Below are 20695 nucleotides of genomic sequence, written 5' to 3'. Positions count from 1 at the left end.
GCTTCAGCGGCCGGGTAGCGGACGCTCGGGGATCTGCGGACGAGCCAACGGCTGCCGCACCCGACGCTTTGCGCCCGCGTAGACGTGCGCAGTCTCCTCGGCGACCTGATGCCAGTCGAAGTCCGATGTCAGGCGTGCGCGGGCGGCCACTGCCCGTTCCTGCGCCCCGGCGGGATCGTCGAGAACCTCGCGGACAGCCGAGGTGAGCCCGGCGATGTCGCCCGGTTGGAAGGACATCCCCGTCACCCCGTCGACGACGGCTTCGCCCAGTCCGCCTGCGGTGGACGTGATCAGCGGAGTGCCGGCTGCCGCCGCTTCGAGGGCGATGATCCCGAAGGGCTCGTAGCGGGACGGCAGGACGATGGCGTCCGCTCCGTGCAGCCAGCTGAGCAGTTCGGTGTGATCGAGGTTGCCGAGAAAGTCCACTGCCCGCGCGACGCGATGAGTCCGCGCCTGTTGGTAGAGCCACGTGAACTGGGTGCCTTCGCCCGCGATCGCGAGGGTCGTGCCGGGGTGGCTACGACGGATTCGGGGGAGAGCCGCGATGGCGTCCTGCACGCCCTTCTCGTATTCCAGGCGGCCGACGAAGAGGAGTTTCGGCGGTCCGGACCGCGGTCCACGTTCGCGAAAGTTCCACGTGGTCACGTCGATTCCGTTGCGGATGACGGTGATCGGCGGAAGCGTCGGGCCGTAGAGCTCGGTCACTTCTTCCTGCATGGACGCCGAACAGGTTATGAGAGAGTCGGATTCGTTTGCCAGCCACCACTCGACGGAGTGGACCTGGCGGTTGATGCGTCCGGAGATCCAGCCGCTGTGGCGACCCGCCTCGGTGGCATGGAGTGTGGAAACCAGTGGGACGTCATAGAATTCGGCAAGGGCGATAGCCGGATGTGCGACCAGCCAGTCGTGCGCGTGTACGACGTCCGGCTGCCAGCCCTCGCCCACTCCCGGCTTGTGCAGCGCCATCCCGGCGCGGACCATCGCGTGACCCATCGCGAGGGTCCACGCGAGCATGTCCTCACCGAAGACGAAGTGAGCGGGGTCTTCGGCCACCGCGACGACAAGGACGCCTTCGGAGATGTGCGTGACCGTCGGGTGCGTGGACGCATCGGTGCCGGACGGTCGCCGTGAGAGGACCACAACCTCGTGGCCTGCAGCCGCAAGCTCGGTGGCGAGATGGTGGACGTGGCGACCGAGCCCGCCCACGACGACCGGTGGGTACTCCCACGAGACGATGAGAATCTTCACGACGCACTCCCGTTCGCCAGTTCCGTGTCGGGCAGACGGCGTGCATCCAGACCTGGGAACAATCCGTCGGCACGATTCCAGCCTTCGGCAAGGCGCTCGGCGACGGTGTCGCGGCCGGAAACCACCGCTTCGGAGATTTCCCTGGTCGCGTGGGCGTGCTTGTGTGCGCGTTCGCGGGCGTACCCCGCGGCCGAATCCTTGCTCACCATGAATGCCCAATCGCTCGAAACTGTCATCAGTGTCTCGCGAAGTACCTGATCGTTGACGCGGTTTCGCAGTTCCGGGCGGCCGGGAGCGTTGTCGCGTCCGCGAGACTTGTCCACGGTGGTGAGGGCAGTCTCGACTACTTCGGAGTTCAGTTGCACGAGGTCGGACACCTGATCGCCGGCCCACACGCGCCAGTCCTTGCCCGATCCCCAGGACGAATCCTCGAGTTGAACGGGTTCGCCGACGTATCCCGATGCCTTGGCGTCAGCGAGGGTCCCGACGCGAATTCCCGCCTCCGGGAGCGCGCGCAGGAGCTTTTCGAGCCACTGCGGACCTTCGTGCCACCAGTGCCCGAACAGTTCCGTGTCGAAAGCCGCGACCACGAGGGCGTCGCGGCCGATACGGGCGGACTCACTGCGCAGACGCGCCCGAACGGTTTCGACGAAGTCGGCAACATGCTTGTCGACGGCGGCGGCAGCGAGTTCGGGGTCGTACGGCAACTTGTCGGCGGAGTCGACGGTCCGTCCGGTGACCCGCGACGGCTTGAGGCCCGTCTCGTGGTCGTAGGTGTGGAAGTCGCGGTAAGCAGCGTGACCCGGGTATCCGGATTTCGGGGACCAGACGCGGTAGCTGACCTGCAGGTCGCGGCCGAAGGCAACCACGTCGGATTCACGAACCGGGCGGCCGAGGGACGTGTCGCCGCGCAAGGCGGGACCGTCGACCATGAAGTGGGTGACGCCTGCTTCGGCGTACCCGCGCTCCATACCCGGTGTGTACCCGCACTCGGGTCCCCAGATCCCGGTCGGAGTGTGGCTCCACCGGGCATGCGCGTCGGCGAGACCCTCGCGGAGAGAGAAGGCCCGCAAGCGAGGATCGAGCAGGGGTTGGAACGGGTGGGCCAGCGGCCCGCCGAGAAGCTCGAAGGCCTCGCGATCGATGAGGTCCCGGAACACCGGGGAAGCGCCGTGCTGCCAGTGAGTCTCGAAATCCTCCAGAGCGGCGGCTGACGCCCGGTGTTCGCGCGCGCCGAGTTCGCGGTGCGCCGCGTCCGGCATCCCGGCGGCTTCGTGGGCACGGATCTGCCAGTTGCCGAGCCAGTGATGCATCCCGGCGAGGCAGTGGGGATCGTCCAACTGAGCCGCGAGCACCGGCGTGATTCCCAGTGTCAGCAGGTGCGATCGGCCCTCGTCGGCCAGGCGTCGAAGCGCGGCGGCAAGCGGAATGTACGACGCAGCCCAGGACTGGTAGATCCATTCCTCGCCGACGGGCCATCTGCCGTGGTTGGCGAGCCACGGCAGATGGGAGTGCAGAACCAGGGCGAACATCCCCGGTTCGGTGACGGGTGTTGCGTTACTCACTCGCCGGTTTCCTTCACAGCGGTGTCCTTCACAGCGGTGTCCTTCACTGCGGTGTCCTTCACTGCGGTGTCCTTCACTGCGATGGCGACAAGGTCGAGGCTGTCGTCGATGTCGGGTTCGCTGATGCTGAAGTCGTCGACGGTGATGCCCTCGACGTCGCGGGTGAGATCTTCCGGCCAGGGCTCGCCGGCCAACGCGCGGTCGATCTGCGCGTTGATGAACGATCCGCCGTGCTTCGCGTCGAGTTCCTTCAGACGCGAACCGTGGTGGACGCCGGTCATCAACTGAACGCGGAATCCGGCGTCTTCGAGCAATTCGGTCATTTCGGCGGCGTTGAGCTCACGAGTGTGGAAGGGGTTGAGCGGCGTGTCGCGGCCGGGGGAGAAGGTGATCCGGTTGGGGGTACTGATGAGAAGTTCGCCGCCGGGAGCGAGAACGCGGAAGCACTCGCGCAGGAACTGACCCTGATCCCACAGGTGCTCGATCACCTGGAAATTGACGACGACGTCAACCGAGTTGTCGGCCAGTGGAAGCTCGGCGAGATTGCCGTGGAGCATCTCGACGCGAGGGTAGCGCGCACGGACGTGTTCGACTGCGGAGATGTCGTAGTCCAGGCCCGTAACCTTCGTTGCGACGTCCGCAATCATGTTGGCGCCGTAGCCTTCTCCGGAGCCGGCCTCGAGAACTCGGCGGTCCGTGCAGCGCTCCAGAAGTGCGCGGTACACCACTTCGTGGCGCCGGAACCAGTAGTTCTCCTCGGGGATTCCTGGCACGGTTCGTTCGCCCGTCAAGGGCAGGGGTGCGTCCTCGTGGTTGCTGACACTCGTTTCACTCACCCGTGCGAGATTAGTGCCATCCGAGTAGAACGTGTTCGCCGTGGTCCAGATCACTGCTGTCAATTCCTGTTCGTGCCGTTATGGTGGACGAGGTTCCACGTTAAGTTACCCACCGGTAACTTAACGTGGGGTAATCTAACGCACAGCCGACGTGAACCGAGAAATCCGCCCGTGGGGAGACCTGTCGGACTCTCTTTTCGGACGCTCGGACTGCGCGAGCACCACAGACGATTTATCAGGTGAATTACACACAGGAGGTCGACGAAGACCCATGACGAATATCGTTGTTTTGATCAAGCAGGTCCCCGACACATGGTCCGAGCGCAAGCTGACCGACGGCGACTACACGCTTGACCGTGAAGCCGCCGACGCAGTCCTCGACGAGATCAACGAGCGCTCCGTCGAAGAAGCACTCCTCATCAAGGAAGCTCAGGGCGGTGAGGTAACGGTGCTGTCCGCAGGTCCCGACCGCGCCACCGACGCTATCCGCAAGGCTCTGTCGATGGGCGCCGACAAGGCCGTCCACATCAACGACCCGGCACTGCACGGCTCCGACGCGATCCAGACCGCATGGACGCTCGCTGCTGCTCTCGGACAGATCACCTTCGAGAACGACGAGCCTGCCGACCTGATCATCGCCGGCAACGAGGCCACCGACGGCCGCGTCGGCGCTGTTCCGGCCATCATCGCCGAGTACCTGGGCATCCCGCAGCTCACGCAGCTGCGCAAGGTCGTCGTCGCCGACGGCAAGATCACCGGTGAGCGCGAGACCGACGAGGGCGTCTTCGGCCTCGAGGCTTCGCTGCCCGCGATCGTCTCGGTCACCGAGAAGATCAACGAGCCGCGCTTCCCGTCCTTCAAGGGCATCATGGCCGCGAAGAAGAAGGAAGTTCTCGTCTACACGCTGGCCGACCTCGGAGTCGATCCGGAGACCGTCGGTGTTGCGAACGCCGGCACCACCGTGACGTCCTCCACCCCGAAGCCCCCCCGTACCGCTGGTGAGCGCATCGTCGACGAGGGAGACGGTGGCACCAAGATTGCCGCTTACCTCGTCAGCAACAAGGTCATCTGACCGCGCCCTTCTAGACATCCAGCAGAAGAACTCAGGGAGAGTTAAGTCATGGCAGAAGTACTTGTGCTCGTAGAGCACGCAGAGGGTGCGCTGAAGAAGGTCAGCACCGAACTCATCACCGCTGCACGCGCACTCGGTGAGCCGTCGGCAGTTGTCGCCGGCCCCGCGGGCACCGCAGCAAAGCTCGCCGACGCTCTGGCAGCAGCCGGCGCCGAGAAGATCTACGTCGCCGAGTCCGACGACATCGACGGCTACCTCGTCACCCCCAAGGTCGACGTTCTCGCCGCTCTGGTCGAGTCCACCAGCCCGGCAGCGGTCATCACCGCCGCCGGCACCGAGGGCAAAGAGGTTGCCGGTCGTCTGGCCGCACGTCTGGGCTCCGGACTGCTGACCGACGTCATCGAGATCAAGGCTGACGGCACCGGCGTCCACTCCATCTTCGGTGGCGCGTTCACCGTCGAGGCCAAGGCCAACGGCGACGTTCCCGTCTACTCGGTTCGCCCGGGTGCAGTCGAGGCTGCTCCGCAGGCCGGCGCAGGCGAGCAGATCACCGTCGAGGTTCCGGCTCAGGACGAGAGTGCCGTCAAGGTCACCTCGCGTGAGCCCATCGTCGGCGGCGACCGCCCCGAGCTCACCGAGGCCTCGGTTGTCGTCTCCGGTGGACGTGGCGTCGGCAGCGCGGACAAGTTCTCCGTCGTCGAAGAGCTGGCCGATTCCCTCGGCGCTGCAGTCGGTGCTTCGCGTGCCGCTGTGGACTCGGGTTACTACCCCGGACAGTTCCAGGTCGGTCAGACCGGTAAGACGGTCTCGCCGCAGCTGTACATCGCGCTCGGCATTTCCGGTGCCATCCAGCACCGTGCCGGCATGCAGACGTCCAAGACCATCGTCGCGGTCAACAAGGACGAAGAGGCACCCATCTTCGAGATCGCCGACTTCGGCATCGTGGGCGACCTGTTCAACGTCGCACCGCAGCTCACCGAAGCTGTGAAGTCCCACAAGGGCTAAAAAGCACAAACTGCTGTGCGCCTTTATCAACCCCCCGCGGTTGATAAAGGCGCACAGTGCTTTATTCACCCGGCCTGCATCGGCATGTCACTTCGTCGATACCGAGATGCCGTTCGCGCTCGATAAACCTTGCGCATGACAATTACGTCAGTCCTTCGCTCCGCGAGTGACAATCTCGGCCGTGAGGTCGCCCAGCCGAGATATTCCCTGATCGTCTCCTCCGACCGCGAGCATCGTGTCGCAGCGCAGCGCCTTCGATACCGAGTGTTCGCCTCCGAGCCAGGCTTCTCCCTCCCGGCCTCGGCCGGCGTGTTCGAGCTCGACGCCGACGCCTTCGACGAATTCTGTGATCATCTTCTCGTTCGCGACAACATCACCGAGGAGTACGTCGGCTGCTACCGAATGCTGCCGCCGGATTCCGCTGCGGCCGCGGGTGGGTATTACACCGCAACGGAATTCGACATCTCCGCGCTCGATCCGGTGGCGAACAGAATCGTCGAAATGGGTCGCGCGTGCGTCGATCCCGCTCACCGCACCGGATCCGTCCTCAGCCTGATGTGGTCAGGCATCCTGCACTACCTCGAATTGACCGGATACGAGTGGGTGATGGGCTGCGTCTCCGTGCCCGTCCTCCCGAGCCCCGATTCAATCGCCGGCGCCGATGTCCGCGGCGTCCGTGACTTCGTGATGAACAAACACGCCAGTCCGGCGTCACGGCGGGTGACTCCACGAAACCCGGTGGTCCTCGGCGGTCTGACGCTCGACGAGATTGCCGCACCGGAACGCGTCACGATGCCGCCGTTGCTTCGTGGCTACTTGCGGATGGGCGCGACGATCTGCGGGGAACCTGCTCACGATCCCGAGTTCGGTGTGGCCGATTTTGTTGCGCTGCAAGGCCTTCACTCCGCCAACAAGCGCTACCTCGAACGGCTGCGATCGGCGGCCGCCGCGCACGAATCGGGGATCGGCTGATGACCGCGACGTTGCCGTACTGGGTGCCGACGAGCCCCTGCGGCGACGGGTGCCTACCCGCGGACGCACCCCGTGTGTCGAGTATCACCGTGATGGCCCGCGGGGTCATGGTCGGCGCCGCACTGGTGACTGCGCCGGTGCTTTCGGCCGGTTGGCTGCTCCCGCGCGCTTGGCGTACGGAGATGCAGCGCGGATACTCGCGGGCGCTGCTGCGTTGCCTGGGGATGAAGCTCACGGTCGACGATCAGCGGTTGGGGCGCGCCGAACCGGCGGGCGTGATGGTTGTCGCCGGCCACGTGTCGTGGACCGACGTCCTCGTCGCGAGTGCCGTTGCCCCGGCCAACTTCGTCGCCCGTGCCGACTTGCTCGACTGGGCAGTGCTCGGTGGTCTCGCGCGCCGGATGCGCGTCGTCCCCATCGATCGCGCTCGACTGCGTGAACTTCCCGGAACCGTCGACGTCGTTCGCGAGCGCCTGCAGCGCGGTGTCCGTGTGATGGTGTTTCCCGAGGGAACGACCTGGTGCGGCCGGGCGTACGGCGGTTTTCGCCCGGCGATGTTCCAAGCTGCCGTCGACGCCGAATGCCCGGTTCAGCCCATGGCGATCCGCTACGAGAACGCCGACGGTTCCCTGTGCACCGGACCGTGCTTTGTCGGCACCGAAACGATCGGTCAGTCCATCCGCCGGATCCTGCGTCAGAAGAACGTCGAGGTGAAGGTCAGGCTGGCTCCACTCGAGGAGGCAGGGGAGTGTCGAATCGACCTCGCACAGCGATGCGAGAGAGCCGTACGGGGCGTCGAAACCATCGATCTGGCAGCTCACGACATCTTCGACCCCGCGCCGGAACTCGTGCCACAAGCCGTGGGACAAATCGATCCCTCCCCGGCGATGACCGCGTAGCCTCCTGAGCGAGGCTGGGCGAACTCTCGTGCTGGGCTATCCTTGTCAAGCCATGACTCTGCCTGCACACAGTGCCCACGCCGGATTTCCGGTGTACCTCGATCATGCCGCCACGACTCCGATGTCGGCAGCCGCTATCGAGGCGATGACCGATACCTTCAAAACCGTGGGCAACGCGTCCTCGCTGCACGGCTCCGGCCGTGCGGCCCGGCGCCGCGTCGAGGAATCGCGCGAGTCGATCGCCGCGAGCCTGGGTGCGCGGCCGTCGGAGGTCATCTTCACCTCCGGAGGAACCGAGAGCGACAATCTCGCGGTCAAGGGCATCTACTGGGCTCGCCGTGACGCCGATCCGCGACGCACTCGAATTCTGGCCAGCTCCGTCGAGCATCATGCGGTGCTCGACGCCGTCGAGTGGCTCGAGCAGCACGAGGGCGCGCGTGTGACGTGGTTGCCGGTCGACGAGAACGGTGTCGTCGACCCGAAGACGTTGCGCGACGAGCTGTCCGTCCACGCCGACGAGGTGGCACTCGTGACGGTGATGTGGGCCAACAACGAGGTCGGCTCGATCATGCCGATCATGGAGTTGGCAGAGGTCGCGGCAGAGTTCGAGATTCCGATGCACAGCGACGCGGTCCAGGCCGTTGCGCAATTGCCCGTCGATTTCGCGGCGAGCAAGTTGTCCGCGCTGAGCATCGCGGCACATAAGTTCGGTGGTCCGCACGGCGTCGGCGCACTGCTGCTCGGACGCCAGGTTCCCTGTGTGCCGCTCCTTCACGGCGGCGGACACGAACGTGATCTGCGTTCGGGCACTCCGGATACTGCGGGTGTTGTCGGGATGGCTGCTGCGCTGCGCGCGAATGTCGAGAACTTCGATTCCAGCACAAGGGAATTGGCACAGTTGCGCGATCGGTTGATAGACGGAGTCCTGGAGATCCTTCCCGAGTCGGTACTCAACGGCCCGACCGGATCCGATCGGCTTCCCGGTAACGCGCACTTCACCTTTCCCGGTTGCGAGGGCGATTCGCTGTTGATGCTCCTCGACGCGGCCGGTATCGAATGTTCCACCGGTTCGGCCTGCACCGCTGGTGTGGCCCGGGCCAGCCACGTATTGATCGCGATGGGCGTCGAATCGTCTGTCGCGCGTGGCTCCCTGAGATTTTCGCTCGGACATACGTCGAGTGTCACCGATGTGGACGCGCTGATCGCTGCGCTTCCACAAGTAGTAGAGCGCGCTCGGGCCGCCGGTCTTGCCGGCGCCGGTTCGCGTGGAGGGGATCGCTGATGCGAGTACTCGCAGCCATGAGCGGAGGCGTCGACTCCGCTGTCGCCGCCGCCCGAGCCGTTGCCGCCGGACATGACGTCGTCGGTGTTCATCTTGCGCTGTCCACGGCGCCGGGCGCATTGCGGACGGGTTCGCGTGGTTGCTGCTCGAAGGAAGATGCCGGCGACGCCAGGCGCGCTGCCGACGTCCTCGGAATACCCTTCTACGTCTGGGATTTCGCCGATCGTTTCAAGGAAGACGTGATCGACGACTTCGTGGCGTCGTACGCAGCGGGTGAGACCCCCAATCCGTGCCTGCGGTGCAACGAGAAGATCAAATTCACCGCACTGGCCGATCGTGCGGTCGCTCTCGGTTTCGATGCCGTGGCGACGGGTCACTACGCGCGCCTCGAAGACGGCGTCCTGCGCCGGGCGGTTGATGCGGACAAGGATCAGTCGTACGTCCTCGGTGTGCTGACTGCTGATCAGCTTTCGCGGGCGATGTTCCCGATCGGTGACACACCGAAGGAACAGATCCGCGAGGAAGCCGCCGAACGAGGCCTGGCTGTGGCGAACAAGCCTGACAGCCATGACATCTGCTTCATCCCGACCGGCGATACTCGAGCATTCCTGGGTGCGCGGATCGGCGTTCGTCCCGGAAGCGTCGTCGACGCCGATTCGGGTGAGGTCCTCGCTGCGCACGACGGCGTACACGGTTTCACGATCGGACAGCGCAAGGGGCTCGGCGTCGAAGGTCCCGCGGGTGACGGCCGTCCGCGGTACGTGACTGCGATCGAGCCCGAAACCGGAACGGTACGGGTCGGTTCGGCCAAGAATCTCGACGTCTGGGCCATCTCGGCCCAGCGCGCGATCTGGACTTCGGGCCAAGCGCCGCAAGGCCCCGTCGAGTGCATGGTGCAGGTTCGTGCGCACGGCGGATTGGCGCAGGCCGTTGCGGAGGCCGTCGATGACGGTACTTCAACCGGCGGTATCGCGATTTCGTTGCGCGAACCACTGACCGGCGTCGCGAAGGGACAGGCCGTCGTGTTGTATCGCCCCGACAGCGAACTGGGCGACCAGGTTCTCGGCAGTGGCACCATCTCCGGCACCGAATCCGAGCCGAACGCACTGTGACACAGCAGGTTTCCATCGGTGGCCTCGTCACCGGAATCGGATCCTGGCCGGGCACGGACGCCCGCGAAAGTGCCGCAACCATCCTCGGTGAACTGGGCGGTTTCCCACACCTGGTGGAGTTGCCGGGTCGCGGTCTCGGCGCTGACATGGTCGGCCGGGCGGGGGCCATTTTGGTCGACATCAACCTCGACGCCTCGACGCGTGCCTATCGCGTCGTGCCGCGGAGGGGCAACGTCGCGAAGCGCGCCGAGGACTTCCTGAACCAGGATCTCGACGCACTCGAGGAAGCCTGGGAATCGGCCCGCCTCGTCGGCGGAGACCACGTCGTCAAGCTCCAAGCTGCCGGCCCGCTGACACTCGGCGCCGAGATCGAGGTCGTGAACGGTTCGCGAGTTCTCGTCGACCGCGGGGCGCTGCGTGACATCGCCGAATCACTGGGTGAGGGTCTCGCGCGACACGCGGCCGAGGTCACACGCCGGACCGGCGCCAAGGTCGTGATCCAGTTGGACGAGCCTCAGATCGCGGCAGTGCTGGCCGGTTCGCTGCCCGGGCGTACCAAGATGGAAAGCGTTCCGGCTCTGCCGGAACCCGAGGCGCTGGCGGTGCTCGACTCGACGATCAGCGGTTGCGGGCTGCCGACAATCGTTCACAGCTGCGCTGCCGACATGCCGTGGGATCTACTGAGGCGAAGCCAGGCGTTCGGCGTGAGCTTCGACATGTCGCTCGTCGGTTCTCGTGATCTCGACGGCATCGGCCAGTTGTTCGACGCCGGCAAGGAATTGGCGCTCGGTCTGGTTCCTTCCGCCCCGCCGGAAAAGCCGGTGACGTGGAAAGAGTGCGCGATGCCCGCCGTCACCCTGATCGATCGTCTCGGCTTCTCGCGCGAACTCCTGCAGACCCAGGTCGCGGTAACCCCAAGCTGTGGTCTTGCGGGTGCGAGCCTCGAGTGGAGTCGCGCCGCCCTTCGGCTGTGCACTGACGTCGGTAAGGCATTGGTGGACGATCCGTCGGCATTCTGATGTGTGGAGTCATGGGGTGTGTCGGTGTGAACCGATATTCTCCTAGCTGTGACTGAAACCGCGGATGCAATGCAGCCAGCGCCCAACGAGGCGCGCGAGCAGTGGACGGAGCTGGCCGAAGAGGTACGCCAGCATCAGTTCCGCTACTACGTTCGTGATGCGCCCGTCATTTCGGACGGTGCATTCGACACATTGCTCGGGCAGCTCAATGCTCTCGAAGAGCGGTACCCGGATCTGCGGACTCCCGACTCGCCGACGCAATTGGTCGGAGGCGGATTCGCGACGGACTTCACGTCCGTCGATCACCTCGAGCGGATGCTCAGTCTCGACAACGTCTTCGACGAGTCCGAACTCCGCGGGTGGATCGCCAAGGTAGAGCAGGAAACCGGTCCGGAACTGCACTATCTGTGTGAGGTGAAAATCGACGGTGTCGCGCTCAACCTCGTCTACGAAAACGGCAAACTCGTGCGCGCCGCAACCCGCGGCGACGGCCGCACAGGCGAGTTGGTCACACTCAACGCCCTGACGATCAACGACATCCCGGAGCGGCTCACCGCCACGGACGAGTACCCGATCCCGAGCCTGCTCGAGGTACGCGGTGAGGTGTTCTTCCGCCTCGAGGACTTCGCGGCACTCAACGCCTCCCTGGTCGAGGAGGGCAAGGCGCCGTTCGCCAATCCGCGCAACTCCGCGGCGGGATCCCTGCGTCAGAAGAATCCGGCTGTCACCGCGCGTCGTCGTCTCGGCATGATCTGCCACGGGCTCGGGCGTATGGAAGGTTTCGAGCCGGCGTCGCAATACGACGCTTACGTGGCCCTCTCAGCGTGGGGTCTTCCGGTGTCCACGCACACCTCGCGGGTGGTCGGCGCCGACGCGGTGGTCGAGAAGATGAAGTACTGGGGAGAACATCGCCACGACGTCGAGCACGAGATCGACGGCCTGGTGGTCAAGGTCGACGAGATGTCGTTGCATCGTCGTCTGGGGACCACGTCACGCGCACCACGGTGGGCGATCGCGTACAAGTACCCACCGGAAGAGGTAACGACCAAGCTCCTCGACATCCGGGTCAGCGTCGGTCGCACGGGTCGTGTGACGCCGTTCGCGTACATGGAACCCGTCACAGTGGCGGGATCCACTGTGTCCTTGGCCACGCTGCACAACGGATCCGAGGTCAAGCGCAAGGGTGTGCTGATCGGCGACACCGTGGTGTTGCGTAAGGCCGGTGACGTCATCCCCGAGGTTCTCGGTCCCGTGGCAGACGTGCGCGACGGTACTGAGCGCGAGTTCGTGATGCCGACGCACTGCCCCGAGTGCGGCACGTTGTTGGCACCCGCGAAAGAGGGCGACGTCGACGTGCGGTGCCCCAATCAGCAGTACTGCCCGGCGCAGTTGCGCGAGCGCGTGTTCCACGTCTCGGGGCGCGGTGCATTCGACATCGAGGTGCTCGGTTACGAGGCCGCGACCGGGCTGTTGGAGGCGAAGGTCATCGGTGACGAGGGTGATCTCTTCTCACTCGACGCCGAGAAACTGATCGAGGTTCCGATCTTCCGCACCAATGCGGGAGCCCTGTCCGCAAACGGAAAACGCTTGCTGGCCAACCTGGATTCGGCCAAGGACAAGCCGCTGTGGAGAGTGCTTGTGGCACTGTCGATTCGGCACGTCGGCCCCACTGCCGCGAGGGCGTTGGCCGGCGAATTCGGCTCGCTGCAACGCATTCGGGAAGCGTCGGTCGACGAGTTGGCTGCAGTCGACGGCGTCGGATCCACAATCGCCGCCGCTGTTGTGGAGTGGTTCTCCGTCGACTGGCACCAGCAGATCGTCGACAAGTGGGCTTCGGCGGGAGTGCGCATGGAGGACGAACGAGACGACTCGATTCCGCGCAATCTCGAGGGCCTCTCGATCGTCGTCACCGGTTCGCTCGAGACGTACTCGCGAGATCAGGCGAAGGAAGCGATTCTGGTGCGCGGGGGCAAGGCCGCGGGTTCGGTGTCGAAGAAGACTGCGTTTGTCGTCGTGGGTGAAGCGCCCGGTTCCAAGCACGACAAAGCAGTCGAATTGGGTGTGCCGGTGCTCGACGAAGACGGCTTCCGGCGGTTGCTCGAAGATGGCCCGGATGCGGTCGCGCCCACCGAATTGGACGAATCAGAGTGACTTTGTCCGATTTCTGAGATTGGCGTGCAGGGTGCGATAGTGACGCCATGATCGAGATTCGTGAAGTTCTACCGGCTGAGTTCGAGACCGTCGGTGAACTGACTGTGCAGTCGTACGTGGGTGGCGGATTCGTCGCCGACGGATCCCCGTACGCGGAGCGCCTGCGCGACACCGCAACTCGGGTGGAGCAGGGACGGGTACTGGTTGCCGTTCTCGGCGACGAGGTCGTTGGCTCGTTGACGATCGCCGAACCCGGCACGCCCTTCGCGGATGTTGCGCAGAAGGGCGAACTCGAGTTCCGCATGCTCGCGGTCTCACCGCAAGCTCGGGGATCGGGCGCCGGAACGGCACTGGTTCGCGCCGTGATCGCCGAGGCCTACGATCGCGGCGATCACTCGGTGGTCATCTCGACGCAACCCGAGATGGTCGATGCGCGTCGCATCTACGACCGCAACGGTTTCGTCCCTGATCCCGAGCGGGCGTGGGAGCCGATTCGCGGTATGGAACTGACCGTCATGGTTCGCGGTCTCGCCTGATTACCCAGCCTGGTCAACCCAGGACCGTCGCCACGATTCCCGCGAGATAGCCGAGGCGGGCTATCTCCGAAGGGCGGAATTCAGGCCCACCAGGGCGACCGAGCATGAGGACTCGATTGCCGGAGCCGAGAGGTGCGGCAGCGAGGCTGGTGTTCATGTCGCGCCATACGTCCGGAACCCAGTCGGCCTCGCCGTCGAGGGCGGTGGGCTTGTCCAGTGGCATCCACGGAATGTCGGTGGCATGGGTTTCCGGCGCGCCGGCGCTACCGACGACGCGGTACGCACCGTGCTTGCCGATGTCCGCGACGACGCACCAACCGACTCGCAGTACACGCGGCGCGCCGTCGACGAGGACCTGTAGTCGATCGTTTCGGGCCGTCGCAACGGAATCGATGAGTTCGAGCTCACGGTGAGTGTCGAGAATCCCGGCGTAGGGGCGGATCGAATCGACCAGCACGTCCGGTAGGTGCTCGGCAGCGGTGATCAAGGTGTCGGGCAGCGCGCCCGGTTCGACGTCGACCACGAGATCGTCGATGGCAAAACCGTCGCCTCGTTCCACGACGTCGAGGGAGAGGATGTCTGCGCCCACCGAACCGAGCGCTACGGCGAGAGCGCCGAGGCTGCCGGGTCGATCGGGCAGTTGGACGCGAAGCAGGTACGACACGTGCGTGCCTTTCGCTGATCGGTTCTCGCCCGGATCACGTCGACCCGGGTCTGACTCATCTTTGCACTTGCTCAACCTGCGATGGTGGGCGCCGCGGCGGCGTCACGCCAGATGCACATGCTTGTCACACGAGCGAAACACACCGCCGGAATCCGGCGTGGCGATCGACACAGTGAGAGTGCTCGTCGTTCGGTACTGCAGGCGTGCTTACAGGTCTGTCGCGGCGAGCAACTAGGCTGAACCGGCAATGTTCACGTCCTCTTCCGAAAGGGGCCCCGCGGTGCCTGCCATCTCCCGTGACGAGGTCGCGCACCTCGCGCGGCTGTCCAGACTCGCCCTGTCCGATGCCGAACTCGACGAGTTCGCCGGTCAGTTGGATTCGATTCTCAACCACGTCAAGGTGGTCACCGAGGTCGCGGCCGACGACGTCCCGCCCATGGCGAACCCCAATGCCGTCACCAACGTGACGCGCCCCGACGTGATCGTGCCCGGATTGACCCCCGAGCAGGCATTGTCCGGAGCACCCGCAGTCGAACAGGATCGCTTTGCGGTTCCGCAGATCCTTGGAGAGGGCGAATGACCGATCTGACCACGCTGGACGCCGCTGAGCTGGCCGGCAAGATCCACTCGCGTGAGGTGTCCTCGGTAGAGGTCACGCAGGCGCATCTCGACCGCATCGCTGCTGTCGACACCGAGTACCACGCGTTCCTGCACGTTGCAGGCGAACAGGCTCTCGAAGCCGCCGCAGCAGTGGACAACTCGCTCGCAGGCGGAAACGAACCCGCTTCGGCACTCGCCGGTGTTCCGATCGCGTTGAAGGACATCTTCACCACGACGGACATGCCGACCACCTGTGCGTCGAAGATTCTCGAAGGCTGGGTCGCGCCGTACGACGCGACTCTGACCTCGAAGCTGCGCGCGGCCGGCATCCCGATCCTCGGCAAGACGAACCTCGACGAGTTCGCGATGGGCTCTTCGACCGAGAACTCGGCCTTCGGCCCGACGCGCAACCCGTGGGACGTCACCCGCATCCCCGGTGGTTCGGGCGGCGGTAGCGCAGCGGCGCTCGCGTCCCGTCAGGCCCCGCTGGCCATCGGCACCGACACCGGCGGTTCGATCCGTCAGCCCGCTGCGGTCACCGCGACGGTCGGAACCAAGCCGACGTACGGGACTGTCTCACGCTTCGGACTCGTCGCGTGCGCCTCCTCGCTCGATCAGGGCGGCCCCTGTGGTCGTACCGTGCTCGACACCGCTCTGCTGCACGAGGTCATCGCCGGGCACGATCCGCGTGACTCCACGTCCATCGACGCCCCCGTGCGTCCGGTGGTCGCTGCGGCACGTGAAGGTGCAGCCGGCGACCTGCGCGGCGTCAAGGTCGGTGTGGTCAAGGAACTTCACTCCGACAGCTACCAGCCCGGCGTCATCGCTTCCTTCGACGCCGCCGTCGAGCAGCTCGAGGCGCTCGGTGCCGAGGTTGTCGAGGTCTCGTGCCCGAGCTTCGAGCACGCACTCGCGTCGTACTACCTGGTGCTGCCCAGTGAGGTCTCGTCCAACCTGGCCCGCTTCGACGCGATGCGCTACGGACTGCGCGTCGACGAAGGCAACATGAGTGCCGACCAGGTCATGGCGGCAACCCGCGCCGCCGGTTTCGGTCCGGAGGTCAAGCGCCGCATCATGATCGGTACCTACGCACTGTCTTCGGGATACTACGACGCCTACTACGGTTCGGCGCTCAAGGTCCGCACGCTCATCGCGCGCGATTTCGACAAGGCCTACGAGAAGGTAGACGTACTGGTCTCGCCGACCAGCCCGTTCACGCCGTGGAAGTTGGGGGAGAAGGTCGGCGACCCGCTGGCCATGTATCTCTCCGACCTGTGCACTTTGCCGACCAACCTGGCCGGACACTGCGCGATGTCGGTGCCCTCGGGGCTGTCGGCGGACGACAACCTGCCGGTGGGCTTGCAGATCATGGCGCCCGCCATGGCTGACGAGCGCCTCTACCGCGTCGGTGCCGCCTACGAAGCTGCTCGCGGCCCGATTGCAACTGCGGTCTGACCTGTTTGCTGTGCGCCTTTATTAACCCCCCGCGGTTAATAAAGGCGCACAGCAGTTTCAGGAGCACGTCCCCAAAGCTGTTCCCTGATCGGTTCCGTAGCGATGGCCGTGGCCGGCGGGGACACCGAGCGAACCGAGCATGTCGACGGTGGTCTGCACGAACGTGACGCCCGGGATCCACTGAGGAATCGGTGCATCCTGGGCCGCTCGGCTCAGATCCGGCTTCTGCGTCGCGAGGGCGGGCGACCACCACACCACCGGGTCGGACGTGTTCGCGAGGACGGTTGCGCCGTCCGTTCGTGTCGCGCCGGCCGGGGGACCGGCCCACAACACGTCGCACGGGACGATGGGACTGCCCGCGGACAAAGCCTCGGTCAGTGCGGCGCTGCCCCCGACGGCGCCGAGGCTCTGTCCGTAGAGGAACAGGTCCGGTCGATCCTCGGCGGGCATCGCGGCGATGTGGCTGCCGACAGCCGTGAACAGGGCGGTGGCTGATTCTTCGGCGTCGTCGCGGCTGAACAGGAATGTCGCCCAGCTGGGTGCGTCGGAGTATTGCTGTCCGACGATCGCGACGTCCCCGCCGAACCGTTGCTCGATACCGTCGACGGCGTGGGTGTCGATCCACCCCGAGCCGGTCGGAACGGCCACCACGACGCTGTTGCGGGCAAAGCCGCCGACGCGATCGAGTTCGCTCACCGCGAGAGCGGCACGTGACGTGGCGTCGGGTGCGGAATCCAGACCGGCATAGACGCGCACCGAGTCTTCGCCGGCAGCGACGAACTTGCGTCCCTCCGCCCCCATCGACGTCCACGAGATCAGAGAATCGGGGCCGCCCGACCCGGACGCCGAAAGTGGCTGCGTCAGAGCGGCGTCGATGTACGAGTTGGACTTGTCGAACGAATCGGCGAGACCGTTCCAGACGGCAGGGCCGACGACCAATTGCACTCCGAGGACTCCCATGACCAGGGCGCCCACACTCCGCGCGAAACCCATCCACCGCAGCGCCTTCGACATCCCGACCCCGATGCCCCAGAGGCCAAGTGCGGTCAGCGCGGCAATGCAACCCGCCTCCACCCAGTGGAGCAGTCCGGCAGGCGGTGCCCCCATCGCTGCTCGCAACGAACTCTGCCAACCGGCGGCGGCGAACATCGCTACGGCGGTGGCGGCCGTCGACAGTCCGAACGCGCAGATGCGCCAATGACGTTCGTCGAATCCGGCCTTGACGCGATCGGGCACGAGCGGACGGGCGATCGCGGAGAACACCCACACCGTCAGCAGCCCGACCGCGACGAGCAGTCCGCTGAACACACCCTGGAGTGCGGCTGATCTCGGCAGCAGTCCTGGGGCCAGCGAGATGGCGGACATCGCTGCCACGGCGACACTCGTGGACACTCGAGGGACCGCCAGCGCCCCGACTCGGGCTAGTACGGGGGTCCGTGACGCATTCAGAACGCTCATGCTGCAATCGCTTTCGGGGAGATGGAGAACTCGTTCGACGGGGCGAGGCGCCGCGACCGCATGAGGGTGAAGCCGAGGGCGGAAACAGCAAGAACTCCGGCCGTGCCGTAACCGAATCCAGATTCCGTGACCGGTGTCAGATAGCTTTGGCGCCAGGAGTTTCCGTTCACCGCCGTGACGGCTACATCGGCCATCGCGAAGCAATACCCACGTGAGAGAAAGGACGTCCGGTCTTCACAGGCCGCATGCATTCGCTCGTCGAGCTGACCGTCGAGGACCTGCCGGGCCCACGGCCCCAGTTCCGTTCCGTGTGAATGCGCGTAGCGGAGTAGGTCGTACCCGAGATCGTGTGCTTTGCAGGCCGAGTCGAATTCGTCGGGCAGTGGGACCGGGGACGAGCAGTCGCCGTGGGAATTGGCGAGGTATCCGTCGACCACAGTGGGGGTGTAGCCGGCAAATGCGGCGAAATCTGCCGGGATGGTGGTCGCAGCGTCAGAGGCATTCGCGGTAGTCACGGTGGCGATGGCCCTGGATGCGTTCGAATTCTCGGTGCGCGGCGACTCGGCGCCGCTCGCTCCGGCGGTGACGGTAATCGCTGCCGTTGCAGCCAAGGCCAAGGCAGCCCAGGTACCGCCGCTTCGAGAGAGGTCTTTCACTCGGGTGATCCGCATGCCGTTCACGCTATGAACGGACAATCCTGGCGGTCATCGCTCTGTGGAGGGGTTCTCCGGCGCGCGATCGGGTGAGAATTCCCTCCCCTGTGATACCTCGGAGGTAGGGGGATCTCACTCTGCAGTATGAGGACTTTCGGGGTTCACCTTCATAGGCTTGACGAGTGATCAAGGTCCGAAGGAAGAACAGGGGCGCACCGGATGTGTCCGCGCCGACATACGCCACTGCTGGGTCGATGCTGTCCGGCCTCGACGGGGCGGTAGTACATTCGGAGAAGGTTCGCCGCGCAACCAGTTTCGTGGCGCGCGGTCAGTTCTGGAACATCGTCATCGTCGTGATCACTCTGATCCTCTATTCGATTGCCTGGCCGACACTGCAACTGACGCATCATGTTTCGCCGCCGATCATGCCCTTCGTCGCCGCGTTGGCGGCATTTCCGTTCGTCCTGATCCGGATCAACGCTCCGTTGGGTTGGGCGGTGTCGGCGGTCTCGGCGCTGATCATCCCGTTGGTGTTCGACAACACTCCCGGTTACGACTACCCGTGGCAGGTCGTCCACATCATCGTGCTGATGTCATTGCTGGCCGCAGTGAGCCTGCGGGCGCCCATTCAGGTTGTCGGTGTCGCCTGGATCGCCACGGTGCTGCTCTTCCTCGGCAACGCCCCGGGAAGCGACGGAGCCGGTTGGGCCGTCGGGCTGAGCGCGCTGGTGGTCTTCTGCCTGTTGATCCGCTGGTTGGTTCTCTCGCGCCGCCAGTTGGCCAAGCAGGAGGAAGTCAGTGAACTCGAACGCACTCGACGCACGATCCTCGAGGAGAAGGCGCGGATCGCCCGCGACTTGCACGACATCGTGGCCCATCACATGTCGATGGTGGTCGTGCAAGCGCAGAGCGCGCCCTACCGGCTCGATGCAGTCACCCCGGAGATCCGAACGGAATTCGAATCGATAAGTGAGACAGGGCGGGCAGCGCTCAACGAGATCCGCGGCCTCCTCGGAGTCCTGCGCAGCGACGGGGACACCGTGGTGACGGCTCCGCAACCGGGCGTCGACCAGTTGGACGAACTGTTGCTCGGCAGTACCCGTGCCGGACTTCCGGTGTCGTGGCGAGTCGACGGCGATCGGGCGTCGGTCTCGGAATCCACGGGCCTTGCGCTCTACCGGATCATTCAGGAGTCGATCACCAACGCGGCCAGGCATTCACCCGGCGGGCCCATCGAGGTCGCCGTGGCCTTCGGTCCGCAATCGGTGAGCGCGTACGTGAACAACGGACCTTCGCCATTGGGCGGCAATCAGCACTCGGCGTCGGAAACCACTGGTGGCAACGGAATCCGCGGTATGCGTGAGCGGGCTTCGGCGGTGGGCGGCATGCTGCTGGCAAACCGGCGAGAGGATGGAGGGTTCGAGGTCCGGGCCGAGTTGCCGTCGATGCCCGCCTAGGCTGTCCGAGTGCCCATCACAGTATTCATCGCAGACGACCAGGCGATGGTTCGACAAGGGTTCGGAGCCCTACTCTCCGCCCAGCCCGACATCAGCGTGATCGGCGATGCGCCGGACGGCAAGATCGCCGTCGCCGAGGTTGCGCGTCTGCGCCCGGATGTGGTGTTGATGGATGTTCGTATGCCCGAGATGAACGGACTCGACGCTGCCCGCCAGATTCTGTCCGCCGGGTGGGAACCACCGGTGCGAGTTCTCATGCTCACCACTTTCGACATCGACGACTACGTCTACGAGGCACTGAGCGTCGGGGCGAGCGGGTTCATGCTCAAGGACGCACCGGCCGAGGAACTGATTCGGGCGGTACGCGTCGTCGCCGAAGGGCAGGCCTTGTTGGCCCCGACGGTGACGCGGCGTCTGATCGCCGATGTGACGAGTCGCCGGGCGGCCCCGCGCGCACGACCCGCAGCGCTCGACGCGTTGACCCCGCGTGAGCGTGAGGTCCTCGAATTGATCGCCCGCGGGCTGTCCAACGTCGAGATCGCCGAGCGTTTGTTCGTCGCCGAACAAACGGTCAAGACCCATGTCGGGAAGGTGCTGTCCAAGCTCGATCTGCGCGATCGTGCCCAGGCAGTCGTGTTGGCCTACGAAAGCGGGCTCGTCACGCCGGGCTAGTGCTCTCGCTCGGCGCGGCGTTGCGGCTCGGCAACGCCG

19 protein-coding genes are annotated in these 20695 nt (G+C 65.3%); 13 read left to right on the top strand and 6 right to left on the bottom strand.

Features of this window, described 5'->3' with window-relative positions:
- Positions 1 to 3 precede the first annotated feature (3 nt).
- From G8767_RS07060 to G8767_RS07050, 3 genes are read right to left on the bottom strand one after another with little or no spacing between them, the layout of a single operon-like run.
- Positions 4 to 1248, bottom strand: a complete 1245-nt coding sequence (locus G8767_RS07060) for a glycosyltransferase family 4 protein (RefSeq protein ID WP_020907242.1) — start codon at positions 1246 to 1248, stop codon at positions 4 to 6.
- On the bottom strand, positions 1245 to 2780 hold the full coding sequence (locus G8767_RS07055; protein ID WP_095969298.1) for a glycoside hydrolase family 57 protein: 1536 nt from the start codon (positions 2778 to 2780) through the stop codon (positions 1245 to 1247). The genes G8767_RS07060 and G8767_RS07055 overlap by 4 nt, the downstream gene beginning before the upstream one ends.
- 29 nt (positions 2781 to 2809) lie before the next feature.
- On the bottom strand, positions 2810 to 3649 hold the full coding sequence (locus G8767_RS07050) for a class I SAM-dependent methyltransferase (RefSeq protein ID WP_166809698.1): 840 nt from the start codon (positions 3647 to 3649) through the stop codon (positions 2810 to 2812).
- A 271-nt stretch (positions 3650 to 3920) separates the two neighbouring features.
- On the opposite strand from G8767_RS07050, the gene G8767_RS07045 reads away from it, so the two are divergent.
- The 9 genes from G8767_RS07045 (at position 3921) to G8767_RS07005 (ending at position 13697) form a co-directional block, all read left to right on the top strand.
- Positions 3921 to 4721, top strand: a complete 801-nt coding sequence (locus tag G8767_RS07045; RefSeq protein ID WP_003944754.1) for an electron transfer flavoprotein subunit beta/FixA family protein — start codon at positions 3921 to 3923, stop codon at positions 4719 to 4721.
- Positions 4722 to 4769: 48 nt separating this feature from the next.
- The gene (locus G8767_RS07040; protein WP_003944698.1) at positions 4770 to 5726 is read left to right on the top strand and encodes an electron transfer flavoprotein subunit alpha/FixB family protein; all 957 of its coding nucleotides are present in this window, start codon (positions 4770 to 4772) and stop codon (positions 5724 to 5726) included.
- Between the two features lie 135 nt (positions 5727 to 5861).
- On the top strand, positions 5862 to 6698 hold the full coding sequence (locus tag G8767_RS07035; protein ID WP_095969188.1) for a GNAT family N-acyltransferase: 837 nt from the start codon (positions 5862 to 5864) through the stop codon (positions 6696 to 6698).
- The gene (locus G8767_RS07030) at positions 6698 to 7597 is read left to right on the top strand and encodes a lysophospholipid acyltransferase family protein (protein WP_166809697.1); all 900 of its coding nucleotides are present in this window, start codon (positions 6698 to 6700) and stop codon (positions 7595 to 7597) included. The genes G8767_RS07035 and G8767_RS07030 overlap by 1 nt, the downstream gene beginning before the upstream one ends.
- A gap of 52 nt (positions 7598 to 7649) precedes the next feature.
- Entirely contained in the window at positions 7650 to 8879 is a 1230-nt protein-coding gene (locus tag G8767_RS07025) for a cysteine desulfurase family protein (RefSeq protein WP_095969190.1), read from the top strand.
- Positions 8879 to 9991, top strand: a complete 1113-nt coding sequence (gene mnmA, locus G8767_RS07020; protein ID WP_166809696.1) for a tRNA 2-thiouridine(34) synthase MnmA — start codon at positions 8879 to 8881, stop codon at positions 9989 to 9991. The genes G8767_RS07025 and mnmA overlap by 1 nt, the downstream gene beginning before the upstream one ends.
- Positions 9988 to 11010, top strand: coding sequence for a methionine synthase (locus G8767_RS07015; RefSeq protein ID WP_166809695.1), 1023 nt, complete (start codon positions 9988 to 9990; stop codon positions 11008 to 11010). The genes mnmA and G8767_RS07015 overlap by 4 nt, the downstream gene beginning before the upstream one ends.
- 48 nt (positions 11011 to 11058) lie before the next feature.
- Complete coding sequence (ligA, locus tag G8767_RS07010; protein WP_166809694.1) at positions 11059 to 13161, top strand: NAD-dependent DNA ligase LigA; 2103 nt, start codon at positions 11059 to 11061, stop codon at positions 13159 to 13161.
- Between the two features lie 47 nt (positions 13162 to 13208).
- Entirely contained in the window at positions 13209 to 13697 is a 489-nt protein-coding gene (locus G8767_RS07005) for a GNAT family N-acetyltransferase (RefSeq protein ID WP_095969194.1), read from the top strand.
- 13 nt (positions 13698 to 13710) lie between these two features.
- Here G8767_RS07005 and G8767_RS07000 read toward each other — a convergent pair whose 3' ends face one another.
- A complete protein-coding gene (locus tag G8767_RS07000) occupies positions 13711 to 14361 on the bottom strand; it encodes an amino acid-binding protein (RefSeq protein WP_003944719.1) in 651 nt (216 codons plus the stop codon).
- A gap of 280 nt (positions 14362 to 14641) precedes the next feature.
- On the opposite strand from G8767_RS07000, the gene gatC reads away from it, so the two are divergent.
- The gene (gene gatC, locus G8767_RS06995; RefSeq protein WP_003944747.1) at positions 14642 to 14941 is read left to right on the top strand and encodes an Asp-tRNA(Asn)/Glu-tRNA(Gln) amidotransferase subunit GatC; all 300 of its coding nucleotides are present in this window, start codon (positions 14642 to 14644) and stop codon (positions 14939 to 14941) included.
- The gene (gatA, locus tag G8767_RS06990; RefSeq protein WP_166809693.1) at positions 14938 to 16416 is read left to right on the top strand and encodes an Asp-tRNA(Asn)/Glu-tRNA(Gln) amidotransferase subunit GatA; all 1479 of its coding nucleotides are present in this window, start codon (positions 14938 to 14940) and stop codon (positions 16414 to 16416) included. The genes gatC and gatA overlap by 4 nt, the downstream gene beginning before the upstream one ends.
- Positions 16417 to 16473: 57 nt before the next feature.
- Here the strand turns inward: gatA and G8767_RS06985 are convergent, their stop codons facing one another.
- Both G8767_RS06985 and G8767_RS06980 read right to left on the bottom strand, forming a co-directional pair.
- The gene (locus G8767_RS06985) at positions 16474 to 17874 is read right to left on the bottom strand and encodes an alpha/beta-hydrolase family protein (protein ID WP_166809692.1); all 1401 of its coding nucleotides are present in this window, start codon (positions 17872 to 17874) and stop codon (positions 16474 to 16476) included.
- Positions 17871 to 18545 (bottom strand): hypothetical protein, encoded by a 675-nt coding sequence (locus tag G8767_RS06980; RefSeq protein ID WP_166809691.1) that lies wholly within the window; start codon positions 18543 to 18545, stop codon positions 17871 to 17873. Before G8767_RS06980 ends, G8767_RS06985 begins: the two co-directional genes overlap by 4 nt.
- 164 nt (positions 18546 to 18709) lie before the next feature.
- Between G8767_RS06980 and G8767_RS06975 the strand changes: the two genes are divergently transcribed.
- Entirely contained in the window at positions 18710 to 19984 is a 1275-nt protein-coding gene (locus tag G8767_RS06975) for a histidine kinase (protein WP_166809690.1), read from the top strand.
- A 9-nt stretch (positions 19985 to 19993) separates the two neighbouring features.
- The gene (locus tag G8767_RS06970) at positions 19994 to 20656 is read left to right on the top strand and encodes a response regulator transcription factor (protein ID WP_007729374.1); all 663 of its coding nucleotides are present in this window, start codon (positions 19994 to 19996) and stop codon (positions 20654 to 20656) included.
- Positions 20657 to 20695 lie beyond the last annotated feature (39 nt).

It is taken from the genome of Rhodococcus sp. IC4_135 (assembly GCF_011602025.1).
GTDB lineage: Bacteria > Actinomycetota > Actinomycetes > Mycobacteriales > Mycobacteriaceae > Rhodococcus_F > Rhodococcus_F baikonurensis.
This window is presented reverse-complemented; position numbering and strand designations above follow the sequence as displayed.

What these genes read in the sequence shown, in the direction of transcription:
- G8767_RS07030 (WP_166809697.1), top strand. Translation starts at nt 6,698, where the DNA reads ATGACCGCGACGTTGCCGTACTGGGTGCCGACGAGCCCCTGCGGCGAC.
- G8767_RS07035 (WP_095969188.1), top strand. Translation starts at nt 5,862, where the DNA reads ATGACAATTACGTCAGTCCTTCGCTCCGCGAGTGACAATCTCGGCCGT.
- G8767_RS07005 (WP_095969194.1), top strand. Translation starts at nt 13,209, where the DNA reads ATGATCGAGATTCGTGAAGTTCTACCGGCTGAGTTCGAGACCGTCGGT.
- G8767_RS07040 (WP_003944698.1), top strand. Translation starts at nt 4,770, where the DNA reads ATGGCAGAAGTACTTGTGCTCGTAGAGCACGCAGAGGGTGCGCTGAAG.
- mnmA (WP_166809696.1), top strand. Translation starts at nt 8,879, where the DNA reads ATGCGAGTACTCGCAGCCATGAGCGGAGGCGTCGACTCCGCTGTCGCC.
- G8767_RS07045 (WP_003944754.1), top strand. Translation starts at nt 3,921, where the DNA reads ATGACGAATATCGTTGTTTTGATCAAGCAGGTCCCCGACACATGGTCC.
- G8767_RS06985 (WP_166809692.1), bottom strand. Translation starts at nt 17,874, where the DNA reads ATGAGCGTTCTGAATGCGTCACGGACCCCCGTACTAGCCCGAGTCGGG.
- gatA (WP_166809693.1), top strand. Translation starts at nt 14,938, where the DNA reads ATGACCGATCTGACCACGCTGGACGCCGCTGAGCTGGCCGGCAAGATC.
- G8767_RS07025 (WP_095969190.1), top strand. Translation starts at nt 7,650, where the DNA reads ATGACTCTGCCTGCACACAGTGCCCACGCCGGATTTCCGGTGTACCTC.
- G8767_RS07055 (WP_095969298.1), bottom strand. Translation starts at nt 2,780, where the DNA reads ATGTTCGCCCTGGTTCTGCACTCCCATCTGCCGTGGCTCGCCAACCAC.
- G8767_RS06980 (WP_166809691.1), bottom strand. Translation starts at nt 18,545, where the DNA reads ATGCGGATCACCCGAGTGAAAGACCTCTCTCGAAGCGGCGGTACCTGG.